Genomic DNA, 16,121 nt, shown 5'->3' with positions numbered 1-16,121 from the left:
GGTCATTTTTACATCACATTGCGTGCCTTTTACGGGCACGATAATGGAGAAATCTTAAATTTGTTGGTACATGAAGAAGAGTGCAAAAAAAGGCATATTGCTGGTGCAATTAGGTACACCGGATAAGCCTACTACCCGCGATGTTGGTCGTTATTTAGATGAGTTTTTGATGGATGGCCGGGTGATTGATATTCCGTACTTTACGCGCAATTTGCTGGTAAAAGGTGCCATCGTGCCGCGAAGAGCGCAAAAATCCGCCGAAACCTACAAAACCATTTGGGACGAAGAGACGGGCTCTCCTTTGATGTATTACAGTATAAAGCAGCAAGAAATGCTGCAAGCGGCTTTGGGCGAAGAATACCATGTGGCATTAGCCATGCGCTATCAAAATCCTTCACTACCTGACGTGCTCGGGGAGATGGAAGGTATGTTGTTGGAATCTATTCGCGTCATTCCGATGTTTCCTCAGTACGCCTCGGCTACCACAGGATCAGTCATTGACCGCGTCATGGAGATTGTGCGTACATGGCAATACATTCCCGCAATCAGTTTTGTGAATAGCTTTTGTGATGATGATTTGCTGATAGATGTTATCGCGGAGCATGCACAACGTCATGATCTGAATAGCTTCGACCATATTCTGTTCAGTTACCATGGATTGCCGGTAAGGCAATTGCAGAAAATCAATCCGCGCAAAGAGGAAGCCCCTTGCGAAAGCCATGGATGCGCGGTATGTCGAGAAACGACCAATCCATATTGTTATGTATCACAATGCTATGCGACTACTAGAGCAATTGTACAGAGATTAGGTCTTAGACCAGAACAATACTCCGTCTGTTTTCAATCTCGTTTAGGGAAAACGCCTTGGATACAGCCGTATACCTCCGATGCGTTGCACGATTTGGCTACTGCTGGCAAAAAGCGTTTGTTAGTATTTAGCCCGGCATTCGTTGCCGACTGTATCGAAACGTTGGATGAGATACAAGTAGAATACGCTGATGAATTTAAAGCATTAGGTGGCGAAGAGGTGGCTATGGTAGAAAGCCTAAACCTTAATCCAAAATGGATTGAATCTTTGAAGCGCTTAGCGCTAAACGAAAGGAATTAATTATGATGATTATCTATAATACCATTTTACTATTTGTTTTTGACTTATACATATTCTTTGCGCTGCGCAGCTCGGGAATACAGTTTGCCAAAAAGAAATGGTTTACTTGGGTTTGGTGGGGTTACAGCGCAATTCTAGCCGCAGGAGTATTTGTTTCCTACAAATTTAGTATTCCGTTGATGTATCGATCCATCATCTTGGTCGCATTTTTTATTACGGTGGTCTGCAAGCTGATCTACGTGATTATCCTTTTGATCGACGATATTCGCCGTGGAGGCGTATGGCTCGCGAGATTATTTCGCAAGAAAGAACCGAGTCCAGTTGTCGAAAAACAAGAAGAACTGGTCGAAGAAAAAAAACACGGTATTAGTCGATCAGATTTTTTATTAAAATCGGGGCTTGCGGTAGCTTCCATACCTTTCTTTCCATTAACTTGGGGCGTAATCTCCAGTGCGTACGATTATAGAATTCGTCATCAAAAGTTATATCTTCCCAACTTGCCTAAAGAGTTTCATGGGATGAAATTGGGTCAATTATCGGATGTGCACTCCGGTTCTTTTTACAATCGCAAAGCAGTATTAGGCGGTGTAGAAATGTTGCTGGGAGAGAAACCTGATGTGATCTTTTTCACGGGTGATTTGGTGAATAATGAAGCTTCGGAAATGCGCGATTACCAAGATATATTTGCTAAGGTAAAGGCCGAATTGGGCGTATTCTCTGTGCTCGGAAATCACGATTATGGTGATTACAAATATGGTTTTGAAGATTCGGCCGCGAAGCGTAAAAATTTTCAAAATTTGGTAGATACGCACAAAGTCATGGGCTGGGATCTACTTCGCGATGAAAATCGTCGCATTACGATGGGCAACGAAAGTATTTCTATTGTGGGTGTCGAAAACTGGGGTATGGGTCGTTTTCCTAAAAAAGGAGATTTGGCTAAAGCATTACAAGGTACTGAAGAAGATGCGGTCAAATTGCTGATGTCGCACGATCCATCACATTGGCGTGCACAAGTGTTGGATAGCGATGTAGATGCCATGTTTGCTGGTCATACACACGGTATGCAGTTTGGTGTGCGTGCCGAACATTTCCAGTGGAGTCCGGCGCAGTATATCTATCCAGAATGGGCCGGTTTGTATAAAGATGGAAACAAGAAATTGTATGTGAATACAGGCTTTGGCTTCTTGGGTTATCCAGGTCGCGTCGGTATATTGCCAGAGATTACGATCTTCGAATTGCTTCGCGGCGAAGCATAATACGCCACCGCGAAGATGGCATCTTATTGTATGGATTCCAGCGCTTGTTGCAGATCTGCTTTGAGATCGTCAATATGCTCAATCCCGACGGAGATGCGCAGCAAACCTAAAGGGAAAGCTGGTTTGCTAGGTGTTCCGGGCTGCTGTGTAGAGTTCCACAAGCTAGCTGGATGCGTTATCAATGATTCTACCCCGCCCAAGCTTACTGCATTGGCAAAAATATCGAGTTTCTCTAACAGACGTTGCGCGTTGGCGTAAGCCTTTTGTTCATCCTCACCAGCCAATTCTATCGACAGCATTCCAGTAAATCCACGCATTTGTTTACTGGCCAGAGCATGTTGCGGATGCGAAGGCAAACCCACATAAGTAACCTTTTGAATTCCTTGTTTTCCTTCCAGCCAAGTCGCTAATGTTAGCGCATTTTCATTGATTTGTTTGATACGGAGCGAGAGCGTTTTGAGCCCACGTAGTAATAGCCAAGAATCCATCGGACTAAGAGAAGCGCCTAACAGCAATGATCTGCGCCAAGCTTTGTGAATAAATTCTTTGCTGCCACAGATTGCGCCAGCTGTGAGATCGCTATGTCCTCCTAAATATTTGGTCGCACTGTGTATCACAGCATCAATTCCAAAATCGAGAGGCGTTTGGTTAATCGGAGAAGCAAACGTATTATCAACGATGGTGAAGATCTGATTTTTTCGGGCCAATTGCGCCACCGCTTCCAGATCCGTGATTTCTAGATTGGGATTGGAAGGCGTTTCGAGATAAATCAACTTCGTGTTTTTCTGAATTGCACCCTCAAATTCAGCGATGTTTGTCTGATCTACATGCGTTACTTCGATGCCATAAGCAGGAAGAAATTCGCGGAAGAAAACCTGTGCCGCGGCATAATGTGCCTTTTGCACAATGACATGATCTCCTGCTACAACAGTAGCGAGCACAGCCGTGGAAATCGCCGCCATACCGGTGGCTAACAAGAGCGCATCTTCCGACTTTTCTAGTTTGGCTACTATTTCGCCGAGCTGACTATTGGTCGGATTACCATGTCTATGATAGAAATAAGGAGATTTGGTTCCAGTAGCATCAGATAATTGTTCCTCCATCGTCCCACCCGCCAAGTACGTCGCTGTCTGATAAATGGGCGGTGTCACCGCTCGTGTATCATTATACTGCTCGCCTTCGTGAATCAAATCCGTTTCTACTTTTCTCATAACCTCATTTTTTTCTAATATAAGAAAAAGTCTGGCAAGATGGTAGACTATTCGATTGGGGGCTTTTTGGCAGAATTACAAGACTTCCATCAGCTTAGCACGAAGAGCGTCGCCATGTAGATTGCGTCCGATAATGATGCCTTGAGGATCTACCAAAATATTTTGAGGAATCGCTTTAACACCGTAAACCAAGCTCGCGTAGTTATTCCAGCCTTGCAAATCTGAGATATGCTTCCAAGTCAGGTTGTCATCTTTTACCGCTTTTGCCCAATTTTCGAATTCTGAGTCGAAGGAAATACCTAATATTTCAAAGTTTTTGCTCTTAAATTCTTCATATAGCGCCACCAGTTTCGGGTTTTCGGCACGACAAGGTGGACACCAACTCGCCCAAAAATCGACCAACACATACTGTCCTTGCAGATCAGATAGTGCATACGGTGATCCTTCTAGATCGAATTGGGTAATGCTTGGTGCTTTCTTGCCGACCGAACTGTTTTCTAACGCTTGTAGGTAGCGATCAAAAATCTGTCCTTGCGTGCTTTTACGCACTTTTTTGTCCAGTTTCTTAAATAGAGCTGTCAGTTCTTTGTAATCCGGATCGTAGCCGCCAACTTTCTGAATCAAAGCAATGCTACCCACATCCTTTGGATTTGCAGTTATTTTCTCGACTAGTTCTTCTTTAGATTGCGAAAAGGCCATGATGGGTAGGCAAAATATCAGGAATGCAAGTAGTGACTTCATAGATTTCTCGTTTTTGTAAATTTAATTAAAGTTAGACTGACGATGTGCAAAAAGTTTAAATATGATGTATGTCTCAGAGCTGCATTTATTTACTTCCGTAGCAGTTCGAATATTTTTGATCGATATTTCTTCGATTCAGCCAAAATTTTCTGGGTTTTTCGTTACATTTGCTATTCTATCACTACCGTAATAAAACTTATTTTAATAGAATGGCCAGATTAAATTTATTGGAAGAAACTCGGTTTGAGAAGGTGCCTGTGAAGGTATATCCAACAGCAGATGAAGCGTCGATCGACGTAGCTCATCGTATTTCACACTTAATTCAAAGCAAACAACACAACGGTGAAAAAGCAATCTTAGGCTTGGCTACCGGTGCTACTCCGATCAAAGTGTATCGTGAGCTAGTACGTTTGCACCGCGAGGAAGGATTAAGCTTTCAAAATGTTGTCACGTTCAACTTGGATGAATACTATCCAATGCACCCGACGGCAGATCAGAGTTACGTTTCTTTCATGAAAAAACACCTGTTTGATCTGGTTGATATTCCGACTGAAAATATTCATATTCCGGATGGTACTGTTCCTGCAGATCAGGTTCACGCATACTGTGAGGATTACGAGCGCAAGATCAGCAGTTATGGCGGTTTAGATATTCAATTATTAGGTATTGGTCGTACAGGACACATCGGTTTCAATGAGCCAGGTTCTGCGCCAAACTCTGGTACACGCTTAGTTACTCTAGATGACTTGACGCGTAGAGATGCATCAAGAGATTTCGGTGGTAAAGAAAATGTACCTACCAAAGCCATTACGATGGGAGTTGGTACGATCTTCAAAGCCAAAGAGATTATCTTGATGGCTTGGAATGAGAAGAAAGCCGAGATTGTGAAGAAAGCCATCGAAGGCGAACTTTCTGCAGATATTCCAGCAACCTACTTACAACTTTCGGATAATGTAGAATTCATATTAGATCAGGATGCCGCTTCTTTATTAACGCGTTTTGACACGCCTTGGTTGGCGGAAGATGTGGTATGGACAGATGAATTAGCCAAAAAAGCAGTTGTTTGGCTTTCTTTGGAATTGGACAAAGCAATTCTGAAATTGACGGACGACGATTATAATACACACGGTATGGCGCAGTTGGTGACCGAGAAAGGACCAGCTTATGGGATCAATATCCGCGTGTTCAACGAATTACAACGCACCATTACAGGTTGGCCAGGTGGCAAGCCGGGAGTGGATGATTCCAATCGTCCGGAGCGTGCCAATCCAGCTTCTAAAAATGTGATTCTTTTCTCCCCGCATCCAGATGATGATGTGATCTCTATGGGCGGTACGTTTATCCGTTTGGCAGATCAAGGGCATCAGGTGCATGTGGCGTACCAGACTTCTGGGAATACGGCCGTTTGGGATGATGATGTGCTTCGCTATTTAGAGTTTGTGATTGATTTTGCATCTAGCGCTGAAGAAAAAGAAGCAAAACAAAAAATATACGACGAAGCCAGAACCTTCTTCGAATCTAAAAAGCCAAATCAAGTAGATCCAGAAGTGATCCGTACGATCAAAGGTTTGATTCGTAAAGGAGAAGCGATTGCGGGAGCACGTTTTGTTGGATTGCCAGATGAGCATATTCATTTCCAAGATTTGCCATTCTATGATCGCGGCAAGTTTTCTAAAGAAGTAGATTTTGAAGACGATATCCAACAAACCATGGAATTACTTCGTCAGGTAAAACCACACCAAGTATTTGCGGCAGGCGATTTTGCCGATCCACATGGCACACACCGTGTATGTTTTGATATTATTCTACAAGCATTGATCCGCTTGAGAGAAACAGATGAATGGACGAAGGATTGTTGGTTGTGGTTGTACCGAGGTGCATGGCACGAATATCCGATCCACGAGATCGAAATGGCCGTGCCATTATCTCCACAAGAGGTGAAGCGCAAGCGTATTGCCATCTTCAAACACCAATCACAGAAAGATGTGCCGGTATTCCCAGGAGATGATCCACGTGAATTCTGGGTGCGTGCCGAAGATCGTACGAGCGAGACAGCAGGCTTGTATCATCAACTTGGATTGGCGAACTACGAAGCGATTGAAGCATTCGTGCGCTGGAAATTCTAGTATTGGAGAATTCATGGTGCGAAAGCACCAATATATATAAAGATGAGCCTTTCGGAAATGATTTTTCGAAAGGCTTATTTTTGTACGATCAATTGTGGCGCGAAGGCTTCCATCGCTTTGCGAATGTATTTGTCATCGCGGTTTTTGACTTTGAAATATGCTTCGCGCCCAAAATAATAACGTCCTACCAATGCTTCGATATCGGTCTGGATGAGATCGTGCAGATCGCGTTGTTTTTGCGCAGAAACCTCAATACCTCCCGTTTTGTTCAGGAACTCTATAAAAGCCAAATATTCAGTATAAGGTAAATTGTAACCTTGCAAAAAGTTCTCGATAGAATAGGCAGGGAGCTGCTTGGTGAAGCGCTCGTATACGAATTGATCCAAGTAGTTCGATTTCGAGATTTGCTGATACAACAAGCTCAATTCGTTGTAATCTCTTGGAATAAGAATATCCGGTACAATACCTCCGCCAGAGTAAACTTCGCGCCCCATACCGGTTTTGTAAGCCTGTCCATGCGCATACAATGTATCTAACGCCCACAATCCTTTGTACAAACTGGTCTTTGCATCCATGTTGGACCAGTTGGCGCTGTATTTTTTCTGAATGCTTCTGCCTAGCGGCGTAAAGTACTTGGCAATGCTTAGGTTAATCGTAGATCCGTCTGCAAAATCAAACTGCTCTTGCACGATCCCTTTCCCGTAGCTGCGACGACCGATGATCGTACCGCGATCCCAGTCCTGAATGGCGCCCGCCACAACTTCGCTAGCCGATGCGGTGCGATCATTGACCAATATCACCAATTTGCCATCCTTAAACTCTCCCGTGCGCTCTGAAAAATATTCGCGTCGCTTTTCGTGTGCACCTTCAGTATACACGATGAGGCGTTTGTCCGAGAAGAATTCGCCCGCTAATTGTATCGCAACATGAAAATATCCGCCACCATTGTCCCGAAGATCGAGAATTAAATTTTGCGCTCCTTGTTTTTTCAGCTGTATGATAGCCGATCGAAATTCATCCGCGGTACGCTGCCCAAATCTACGGATGCGAACGAATCCTACAGTTGGCTCAATCATGTAGGCTACGTCCAGTGAACTGACATTGATTTGATCGCGCGTCGCTTTGATAGGTACCGGAAGCTCAATGTTCTCGCGTTTGATGTGGAAGCTGACCTCCGAGCCGCGATTGCCACGGATCAACTTGTCTACTTCTTCTTTAGAAACACCAACACCAGCGAGCGGCTTATTGTCTATGCGCAAGATGCGGTCACCCACTTTGAAACCGGCTTTATCTGCTGGTCCATTGGTAATCAATCCTACGATTAAGAGTGTGTCGTTCAGGTTGAAATATTCCATTCCGATGCCTTCAAAAGTTCCTTCGAGGATTTCAGTTTGAGACTGAGATTCTTTGGGAAGTAAAAAGCTAGAATAAGGATCTAGATGGGCAATAATATGATTAATTGCTCCGTTTTGTATCGAATCGGTATTGATGCTATCCACATACGCGGCAGAGATCAGATCGACGACTTGTTGTAGCTTGTACGTATTGTCAGAAAGGCCGATAGGTACAAGGGTATTTCCTGGCTTATTACCTTGCTGATCAGCATAGTTTTGCCCTAAAATTAACCCCAGCACTAATGTCGCGCCATAAGTGGCGGCAACAAAAATATTTTTCCTAGTCTCCTTCTGCATCTGCGTGGTTTGGAAAGCAAAATTACTTGCAAAATCACAATGTTAAAAACATAATAACAATTATTTTATGTACAAAATGAAGTCCAACATGTTTTTATAAAAATAAATTATTTGTAATATTTGAAAAAATCTTTAAATGCACGAAATAGAGCCTTTTTACAGTTGGAGAGATGATTACATTGCGTCAGAAGATGAGCGCAGCCCATTCTTTGGAATGGAGTATAGTGAGTTTGAATTTGATAAGAAGATCTACAACTTTCTGCTGCATCCACAATGGGATGATTTTGGGTCGCACACCCTATACCTCAAAGTTTTGTATGCCGACTATGATCGCGGATACGCAGTTATTGAGCTGATCGGGGAATGGAACGATGCGATATACAACGATGTGATGATGATGAAGCGAGAGCTTATCGACGTGATGATTAATGCGGGCATCACCCAATTTGTACTGATCGGCGAGAACGTGTTGAACTTTCATGCGTCGGACGATTCGTATTACGAAGAGTGGTTTCAAGATATTGAGGATGGCTGGATTGCTGGGGTCAACTTTAGACCGCACGTGATCGAGGAATTTGTGCGTAATCAGATCGATTATTACGTGAGTTTCGGCGATTACCTCAATGATTTTCCTTGGCGTACGCTCAAGCCCAAACAATTGTATCATCATATCAAGGAGCACCTCAATAGAAGATTGGGTATGTGACCTTAATGTGACATTTCACTTTGCTTGCGGCGGTATACACATTCCGCAAAAAGGCTTATTTTCATTAACTTTGCTTTATATAAACAATCATATTTTACTATGTCATTCAGAATCGAGAAGGATACGATGGGCGAAGTCCAAGTGCCTGCAGACAAATACTGGGGAGCACAAACGGAGCGTTCACGCAATAATTTTAAAATAGGTCCTTCGGCCTCTATGCCGAAAGAAGTGATCGATGGTTTTGCTTACTTGAAGAAAGCTGCTGCTTACGCGAACTACGATTTGGGCGTATTGCCGGTAGAAAAAAGAGACGCCATCGCAGCAGTGTGTGATGAAATATTAGCTGGCAAGCTAGATGAGCATTTTCCATTGGTGATCTGGCAAACAGGTTCTGGTACACAGTCAAATATGAACCTGAACGAAGTGATTGCCAATCGTGCGCAAGTACTGGCTGGCGGTCAGATCGGTGAAGGCGAGCCTATCTTGAAAGCGAATGACGATGTAAATAAATCACAATCTTCTAACGATACGTATCCGACAGGAATGCATATTGCGGCGTACAAAGCGGTCGTAGAAACAACCATCCCTGGTGTGACGCAATTGCGCAATACCTTGGCGAAGAAAGCCGCTGATTTCAAAGAAGTGGTAAAAATTGGTAGAACGCACCTGATGGATGCTACGCCGATCACGTTAGGACAAGAAATCTCGGGTTATGTAGCGCAACTGGATTACGGATTGCGTTCGTTGAATAACAGCCTTTCTCACTTGTCAGAAATCGCCTTGGGCGGTACAGCCGTAGGAACAGGATTAAATGCGCCAGAAGGCTATGATGTGTTGGTCGCTAAATACATTGCTGAATTCACCGGACATCCATTTGTGACGGCTCCTAACAAATTCGAGGCTTTGGCAGCACACGACGCGATTGTAGAATCTCACGGTGCATTGAAGATGTTGGCGGTTTCTTTGAATAAAATTGCGAATGATGTCCGTATGTTGGCTTCTGGTCCGCGTTCGGGAATTGGTGAAATATTGATTCCAGAGAACGAGCCGGGATCTTCTATCATGCCTGGAAAAGTAAACCCAACGCAATGTGAAGCATTGACGATGGTGGCAGCACAGGTAATGGGTAACGATGTCGCGATCACCATTGGTGGTACGCAAGGACATTACGAATTGAATGTATTCAAACCATTGATGGCCTACAACTTCTTGCAGTCGGCACGCCTGATTGGCGATGCTTGTATGTCGTTTGATGAGCATTGTGCACAAGGAATTGAGCCAAATCATACGCGTATCAAAGAGTTGGTAGATAACTCCTTGATGTTGGTGACTGCATTGAACACCAAAATCGGTTATTATAAATCGGCCGAAATCGCGCAAACAGCGCATAAGAATGGCACAACCTTGAAAGAGGAAGCCGTGCGCTTAGGTTATGTGACTGCCGAAGATTTTGATGCATGGGTACGCCCAGAGACGATGGTTGGAAACATCAAATAGTATATTATTTTTACGATGATAAATAGATATCGTAGCCAAGCATGCCTACTTTTAGTGGGCATGCTTTTGTTTTCTGCCAGCTGTGTGCGGCAATCCGAAATGCAAACGACGGGAGCTGATTTTTTTCAGGGCGAATGGGTGCAGGATTCCATTCCGGGTCAAGAGCAGATGCTGCATTATACCTTGCACGAATTCAAAGTGACCTGTGATTCTGTTTACGCCACACTTCGGGTCAATTCTACGGTGAAAAACATGTCGGATAGCTGTTTTGGATCTGGCAGTTGGACGGAGTATGCCAAAGGCGTTTATGTGGTGCGTGGCGATAGCTTAATCGTAGATGGCTTGTACACCAAACCCAATTTTAAACAAAAGATCTCTGGCTGTTACCGATCTGGAACGTATATTCCAAGATTCAAAATAACGGCACAAAGCGCGGATAGTGTGGTGCTAGAAAGCCGCTTTGACCAACGACCTATTGTGCTACGCAAAACAGCAGATATTACTTGTGTGCCCAAGCCACGTTGGGAATATTAATAATAGAAATCTTTTAGAGCTTCACATCTGCCCAGATCGGGTAATGATCGGAAAACTTACGTTTGATGATGCCATAATCCAATACATCATAGTCAGAAAAGATATAGTCGATCTGTAGTATTGGGAATACCTCAAAGTGGGTAACGCCCCAGCCATTCCCTTTCTTTTGGAAGGCATTGTTCATGTTTTTTCCAATCGTATTCACGCTAAATGACATCGGCGTATCGTTGAAGTCGCCCATTACCAACTTTGGATGTTTGGTGGTCTCAAAATGCGCTAAAAGATATTCCACTTGTCTGCTGCGGTAATAAAAGGCATCTTTCAATTTACGACCTACACGTTTACCAGCTGCTTTTTCATCATCAGCACCAGAAGGGTTTTTAATGAAATCCTTATCTTCATCTTGCAACAAGAAAGAGCGTAGGTGCACATTATATACTCTAATCGTGTCCTGATCTTTGACAATATCCGTAAATACGATTCGGTTGATCCCATAAGAATAATCATTGATCACGCCCGCATCTACGATCGGGTATTTGGAAAACGTCACATGTCCGTAGCCGTGATACGCATTTTCATTGGCCGGAGAAAAGTAGTAATCTTTAAAATCGCAAGCCTTCTTCATCTTTTCGGTGAATTTCTGTTCGCCAGTCACCGTGCTCTGAAACTCTTGCATGCACAGCACATCGGGCTGATGATCTTGCACGAGCTTAATCACGCTATCTTGGGTTTGCGTATGCTTATCCTGAATCGCCTGAAAGAGATGTACATTGTAAGACATTACCCGAAGGGTGCTATCTTCTGCCTGTGCTGCCGCTGTGCTACTATTAAATGTAATATGCTTGGTCATCAACGGCCAGCCAATCAATATGGCCACAAACGATGCAAGGGCAAATTTTGGTTTCTTGACGAGCCAATAGATTACGAAGATGATATTAGCGAGAAGAATAGGAGGGTAGGCGAGACCAAAAATTGCGGTCGGCCAGAAGAAGGTCGGATTAACAAACGATGCTGAATAACTTGCAAATAGCGCCAATAACGCAAGCGCATTGAACAGCAAGATCAATTTACTAAAAAAACCAAGTTTATTCGTATGTCTGGGCATGGTACTACTTTTCCTGCTTGCTGGCTTTAAAGAGGATTTCTTTTTCAAATGCGCTTAGACTGTCATATCCATTGAGTGATATTTTATCTAAGATCTCATCGATGACCTCCTGATTAGGAAGATCTGCACGGTAACTTTTGTATGTTGGCCCTGTTGGTTTGTGATGCACTACCTTTAGCGAATGTCTCTTTTTCTTACGAAACAAAAGACTCCAATCATTCCCCTGTTTTAGTGCGTGCATAAACCCAACTCCCCAAATGATAGCAACCACATAAGCTCCAGCAGCAGATTGATCATTTAGGATATAATAACCCAATTGTAATGCCAAATATATCAGACCGATGGTGCGTAAGCGTACATTACCAAATAAAAACAAACGAATCTCGGTTTCTGGCACCAGAATTAGCAATGATCCGATCACAGCAGCATTGGCTACTGCTCCACTGTAGAGATAAGAAGCGCCTTGTTGTGCGAATACGTTGAGCTGACTCATTCCCAAATACATCAAAGCACCACAAATGATCGCACCAATATATACGGTAATCAATTGACGCGTTTGCAGTAGATTGAGAAAGATACGCCCCGTCCAATACAGCCACAAGCAATCAAACAGTAATTCTAATAAATTCTGATTGAGAAAAGTATAGGTCAATAATGACCAAGGTTGCTGTAAGAAAACCGAAAAAGATTTTGGAAGGCTCAGCAAAGCCAACGTTTGGTCAAATAGTGGCGCTGTGATCGTCTCTGTGTCGTACAATAGATCAAAGATGTAGATCAGTACGAATAGCAGAATTTTCGTTGAGATAATATAGGGTACAGGAGATCCCGAACGATATGTCGTTCGCAGAAATTCCTTCAAAGTCCCTTCGTTGTACATCACCTATCCTAGTAAAAATTTGTACGTCTGATTCCCCAGGTTTTAAGCAGGATAAAACCAAAAAGTGCACCGCCTACGTGCGCCAAATGCGCAATAGAAGAAGTAGTGTGAGCAAAGCCTAGATAAATCTCGATCAGGATATAGCCACCTACAAAGTATTTCGCTTTGATCGGCACCGGAATAAAGAGGAACTGCAAAGGCATATTAGGGTACAAGTACGCGAATGCCAATAAAAGTCCGAAAACAGCGCCCGACGCACCAACCATCGGTGTTCTATAGATCGACGCGAGCACTTCCAAACTATCGCGATCTATTGGGCGAGTGGCGTAGGTACGTCCACTATACATATCGATTTCCAACCAATCGCGTGCACTTATAGTACCTGTAATTTGATATACCTCTATCGCCTGTACACCATATTGTAATACCAATGCACCCAGACCACAAATCAAGTAATAATTTAGAAAACGTTTATTGCCCAGCACTTGCTCAATGATAGAACCAAACATCACCAAAGCAAACATGTTAAAGAAGATATGCATCAAGCTGCCATGCATAAACATATAGGTGATCGGTTGCCAAACCTTAAATAAAGGGGAATCCGGATAAAACACACCAAAAAACTCGCTGGATCCAGAAAAAATTGCTGAGCCTACAAAGAAAATGATATTAATAATCAAGAGGTTCTTGGCAATAGGAGGTAAATTATTCAACGGATTCATACAATCTTTAAAGTATAGTTTTTGTTATTATAGTGTTTTTGCAAATCGTTCGGCCAGTTCTTGCAGCGTATATGTAATGATGATCGGCTTTCCCTGTAAGGAGATGCTCGGTGCCGTACAGGCAAACAGCTTGTCTATCAAGTCTGCCATCGAAGCATGGTCAAGCGCGGTGCCACTTTTTAGCGCGGCGCTACGCGCCAAGCTTTTTGCCAAATTTTCGCGTTTGCTCATCTTGAGCTCATCCTTATTGTTCTTAAAATCTTCTAGCAATTGCTCAATCACCGTAGTCTCGTTGAGGTGGTTGCCCACATCTGCCGGAATACCGTCTACAATATACGTTGTTTTTCCAAATGGACGTAACTGAAATCCCAGCGACTGTATATCAGGCAATATTTCTTGCATCAAAGCCGCGTCGGAATTACTTAATTCGATTGTTTGTGGGAAGAGGCTTTGCTGACTCAATCCTTGCTGACGTTCCAGATGTTCTACAAATTGCTCATACAAGATCCGTTCGTGCGCGGCTTGTTGATCAATCAGCATAAAGCCCGAATGGATCTGCGATACAATGTATCTGTTGTGTAGCTGAAAGGGTTGCTTGACGACGCTGGTTTTGATTTCTTCTTGCTCTGCCTTTTCTTTTTCTTCTGTAGGAATGAGTGGCAACTGCTGTGCCGTGTTGTCCTGTTCGGTAATCTGATATAAGGTATCCCAGTTTTGCGGGATGGCGGTTTTTTTCTCAAATCCCATCGCATAGTCTGCACTCCTAGTAGAGGTGCGTGTTGTGCTGCTGCCGCCTTCCGATTCAAATGGATTAAAACTCGGGTTGAACGTAATCGTTGGAGCTTGTATCTCGTCCAATGGTTTCTGGGAGATCATGTGATTGAAGCTCGTCTCTTGGTCGAAATCTAGCGTAGGAGCTATATTGTATCTACCCAACGAGCGCTTGACGGCAGAGCGGAGTATCGCGTAGATGGATTTTTCGTCTTCATACTTGATCTCCGTCTTCGTCGGATGCACGTTGATATCGATCTTTGCCGGATCAATATCTATGCATAGCACATAAAATGGGAAAGAATCGGAGGGAAGAATATCTTCAAACGCATTCATTACCGCATGATTCAGATAAGGATCTTTGACGAAGCGTTTGTTCACAAAGAAAAACTGCTCACCGCGGGTTTTCTTCGCAAACTCCGGTTTGCCCACAAAACCCTGAATACGCAAGATTGTCGTATCCTCTTCCACGGGCACCAACCGCTGATTGTAATTATTTCCAAATAGGTGTACAATGCGTTGTTTCAATACCTCTTTGGGCAGGCGAAAAACTTCGTTGCCATCACTATGCAAGGAGAAACTAATTTCGGGATGCGCTAAAGCGACACGCTGAAATTCGTCAATAATATGACGCATCTCCACCGCATTACTTTTGAGGAAATTGCGTCGAGCAGGTATATTGTAGAAAAGATTTTTGATGCAGATATTGGTTCCGGCAGGAATATTTTCGGGGTATTGATCCAGTACGGTAGAGCCTTCGATTTGTACAATCGTACCCAGTTCATCTTCCACACGTCTGCTGCGCAATTCCACATGGGCAATAGCGGCAATAGAAGCCATGGCTTCACCACGAAATCCCATCGTGCGGATGGCAAATAGATCTTCTGCTTTTCGAATTTTTGAAGTAGCATGCCTTTCAAAACAAAGGCGTGCATCTGTCACGCTCATGCCACAGCCGTTGTCGATCACTTGGATTAGCGATTTTCCGGCGTCTTTTACGATCAGTTTGATCTGATCTGCTCCAGCATCAATCGCATTCTCCACCAGTTCTTTCACAGCCGAAGCGGGTCGTTGTACAACTTCTCCAGCAGCGATCTGGTTGGCCACAGCATCTGGCAATAGTTGAATGATATCCGACGTCATAACGCGAAGTTACAAAAATGCTTTATTATCACTGGATGACATTAGTCGAAAAATAAAGCATGATATTCGAATCGAAAATAGGAAATAGTGGAATGGAGAAGATCTTAATAATAGTTATACATCCCGATTTGGAAAATTCGGTCATCAATAAAAGATGGATGAGTGCGTTGCAGCAAAATCCGGAGCGATACCATGTACATGATTTGTATCGGGAATATCCCAATGGCATGATCAACGTGGCGGCAGAACAACAGCTCATCGAACAGTACGATAAAATTGTTTTTCAATTCCCATTCTATTGGTTTAGCAGTCCGCCACTTTTTAAAACATGGCAAGATGAGGTACTTACCTATGGTTGGGCATATGGTAGTAAAAGTGGTTTTAAAATGGAAGGCAAGAAAATCGCACTCGCAATTTCTGTAGGTGTTGCTGAAGAAATATATAGCGCCGAAGAAAAATATAAATATACTTTGGAGGAGCTGACACGGCCATTCGAACTGACTTTTGATTACGTAAAAGCAGATTATCAGCCCTTGTTTGCGTACTATGATCTGGAGCTGAATACCGAGGAGTCGTGGATCGCTCGTAGTGTGCCTTTGTATATGGCCTACCTAGATGCTTTGTAACATCTGC

14 protein-coding genes are annotated in these 16,121 nt (G+C 43.5%); 7 read left to right on the top strand and 7 right to left on the bottom strand.

Going from position 1 to position 16,121, the window contains the following annotated elements:
• Positions 1-70: 70 nt before the first annotated feature.
• A complete protein-coding gene (gene hemH, locus DC487_RS06280; RefSeq protein WP_116775119.1) occupies positions 71-1,108 on the top strand; it encodes a ferrochelatase in 1,038 nt (345 codons plus the stop codon).
• A 5-nt stretch (positions 1,109-1,113) separates the two neighbouring features.
• Positions 1,114-2,364 (top strand): metallophosphoesterase, encoded by a 1,251-nt coding sequence (locus DC487_RS06275; RefSeq protein WP_116775575.1) that lies wholly within the window; start codon positions 1,114-1,116, stop codon positions 2,362-2,364.
• A 23-nt stretch (positions 2,365-2,387) separates the two neighbouring features.
• Here DC487_RS06275 and DC487_RS06270 read toward each other — a convergent pair whose 3' ends face one another.
• Positions 2,388-3,575 carry a trans-sulfuration enzyme family protein gene (locus DC487_RS06270; RefSeq protein WP_116775118.1) on the bottom strand — a complete coding sequence of 396 codons (1,188 nt, stop codon included), beginning with the start codon at positions 3,573-3,575 and terminating at the stop codon, positions 2,388-2,390.
• A gap of 75 nt (positions 3,576-3,650) precedes the next feature.
• The gene (locus tag DC487_RS06265; RefSeq protein WP_116775117.1) at positions 3,651-4,316 is read right to left on the bottom strand and encodes a TlpA family protein disulfide reductase; all 666 of its coding nucleotides are present in this window, start codon (positions 4,314-4,316) and stop codon (positions 3,651-3,653) included.
• A gap of 209 nt (positions 4,317-4,525) precedes the next feature.
• Between DC487_RS06265 and nagB the strand changes: the two genes are divergently transcribed.
• On the top strand, positions 4,526-6,442 hold the full coding sequence (gene nagB, locus DC487_RS06260; protein WP_116775116.1) for a glucosamine-6-phosphate deaminase: 1,917 nt from the start codon (positions 4,526-4,528) through the stop codon (positions 6,440-6,442).
• A gap of 74 nt (positions 6,443-6,516) precedes the next feature.
• On the opposite strand, the gene DC487_RS06255 is transcribed toward nagB, so the two are convergent.
• A complete protein-coding gene (locus DC487_RS06255; RefSeq protein WP_116775115.1) occupies positions 6,517-8,133 on the bottom strand; it encodes a S41 family peptidase in 1,617 nt (538 codons plus the stop codon).
• A gap of 136 nt (positions 8,134-8,269) precedes the next feature.
• On the opposite strand from DC487_RS06255, the gene DC487_RS06250 reads away from it, so the two are divergent.
• The 3 genes from DC487_RS06250 to DC487_RS06240 all read left to right on the top strand — a co-directional run bounded on the left by DC487_RS06250 (position 8,270) and on the right by DC487_RS06240 (position 10,870).
• Complete coding sequence (locus DC487_RS06250; protein WP_116775114.1) at positions 8,270-8,839, top strand: hypothetical protein; 570 nt, start codon at positions 8,270-8,272, stop codon at positions 8,837-8,839.
• A gap of 99 nt (positions 8,840-8,938) precedes the next feature.
• Positions 8,939-10,336, top strand: a complete 1,398-nt coding sequence (gene fumC / locus DC487_RS06245) for a class II fumarate hydratase (protein WP_116775113.1) — start codon at positions 8,939-8,941, stop codon at positions 10,334-10,336.
• Positions 10,337-10,351: 15 nt separating this feature from the next.
• On the top strand, positions 10,352-10,870 hold the full coding sequence (locus DC487_RS06240) for a fumarate hydratase (RefSeq protein ID WP_116775112.1): 519 nt from the start codon (positions 10,352-10,354) through the stop codon (positions 10,868-10,870).
• Positions 10,871-10,883: 13 nt separating this feature from the next.
• On the opposite strand, the gene DC487_RS06235 is transcribed toward DC487_RS06240, so the two are convergent.
• Genes DC487_RS06235 through mutL form a run of 4 tightly spaced genes read right to left on the bottom strand, consistent with a single transcriptional unit; the run spans position 10,884 to position 15,488 of the window.
• Positions 10,884-11,975 carry an endonuclease/exonuclease/phosphatase family protein gene (locus DC487_RS06235; protein WP_116775111.1) on the bottom strand — a complete coding sequence of 364 codons (1,092 nt, stop codon included), beginning with the start codon at positions 11,973-11,975 and terminating at the stop codon, positions 10,884-10,886.
• A 4-nt stretch (positions 11,976-11,979) separates the two neighbouring features.
• Complete coding sequence (locus tag DC487_RS06230; RefSeq protein WP_116775110.1) at positions 11,980-12,852, bottom strand: rhomboid family intramembrane serine protease; 873 nt, start codon at positions 12,850-12,852, stop codon at positions 11,980-11,982.
• An 8-nt stretch (positions 12,853-12,860) separates the two neighbouring features.
• Complete coding sequence (locus tag DC487_RS06225; RefSeq protein ID WP_116775109.1) at positions 12,861-13,574, bottom strand: rhomboid family intramembrane serine protease; 714 nt, start codon at positions 13,572-13,574, stop codon at positions 12,861-12,863.
• Positions 13,575-13,601: 27 nt separating this feature from the next.
• A complete protein-coding gene (gene mutL / locus DC487_RS06220; protein ID WP_116775108.1) occupies positions 13,602-15,488 on the bottom strand; it encodes a DNA mismatch repair endonuclease MutL in 1,887 nt (628 codons plus the stop codon).
• A 59-nt stretch (positions 15,489-15,547) separates the two neighbouring features.
• On the opposite strand from mutL, the gene DC487_RS06215 reads away from it, so the two are divergent.
• Positions 15,548-16,114 carry an NAD(P)H-dependent oxidoreductase gene (locus tag DC487_RS06215; protein WP_239016330.1) on the top strand — a complete coding sequence of 189 codons (567 nt, stop codon included), beginning with the start codon at positions 15,548-15,550 and terminating at the stop codon, positions 16,112-16,114.
• The last annotated feature ends 7 nt before the right edge of the window (positions 16,115-16,121 follow it).

The organism is Sphingobacterium corticibacter (assembly GCF_003076635.1).
Classification (GTDB): Bacteria; Bacteroidota; Bacteroidia; order Sphingobacteriales; family Sphingobacteriaceae; genus Sphingobacterium; species Sphingobacterium corticibacter.
The sequence above is the reverse complement of the archived record's forward strand: the minus strand, read 5'-3'. Positions and strand labels throughout refer to the sequence as shown.

Coding starts and splice junctions, on each gene's coding strand:
- DC487_RS06235 (WP_116775111.1), bottom strand. CDS start 11,975: ATGCCCAGACATACGAATAAACTTGGTTTTTTTAGTAAATTGATCTTG.
- DC487_RS06270 (WP_116775118.1), bottom strand. CDS start 3,575: ATGAGAAAAGTAGAAACGGATTTGATTCACGAAGGCGAGCAGTATAAT.
- DC487_RS06255 (WP_116775115.1), bottom strand. CDS start 8,133: ATGCAGAAGGAGACTAGGAAAAATATTTTTGTTGCCGCCACTTATGGC.
- DC487_RS06230 (WP_116775110.1), bottom strand. CDS start 12,852: ATGTACAACGAAGGGACTTTGAAGGAATTTCTGCGAACGACATATCGT.
- DC487_RS06275 (WP_116775575.1), top strand. CDS start 1,114: ATGATTATCTATAATACCATTTTACTATTTGTTTTTGACTTATACATA.
- DC487_RS06250 (WP_116775114.1), top strand. CDS start 8,270: ATGCACGAAATAGAGCCTTTTTACAGTTGGAGAGATGATTACATTGCG.
- hemH (WP_116775119.1), top strand. CDS start 71: ATGAAGAAGAGTGCAAAAAAAGGCATATTGCTGGTGCAATTAGGTACA.
- DC487_RS06215 (WP_239016330.1), top strand. CDS start 15,548: ATGATATTCGAATCGAAAATAGGAAATAGTGGAATGGAGAAGATCTTA.
- mutL (WP_116775108.1), bottom strand. CDS start 15,488: ATGACGTCGGATATCATTCAACTATTGCCAGATGCTGTGGCCAACCAG.
- fumC (WP_116775113.1), top strand. CDS start 8,939: ATGTCATTCAGAATCGAGAAGGATACGATGGGCGAAGTCCAAGTGCCT.
- DC487_RS06265 (WP_116775117.1), bottom strand. CDS start 4,316: ATGAAGTCACTACTTGCATTCCTGATATTTTGCCTACCCATCATGGCC.
- DC487_RS06240 (WP_116775112.1), top strand. CDS start 10,352: ATGATAAATAGATATCGTAGCCAAGCATGCCTACTTTTAGTGGGCATG.
- nagB (WP_116775116.1), top strand. CDS start 4,526: ATGGCCAGATTAAATTTATTGGAAGAAACTCGGTTTGAGAAGGTGCCT.
- DC487_RS06225 (WP_116775109.1), bottom strand. CDS start 13,574: ATGAATCCGTTGAATAATTTACCTCCTATTGCCAAGAACCTCTTGATT.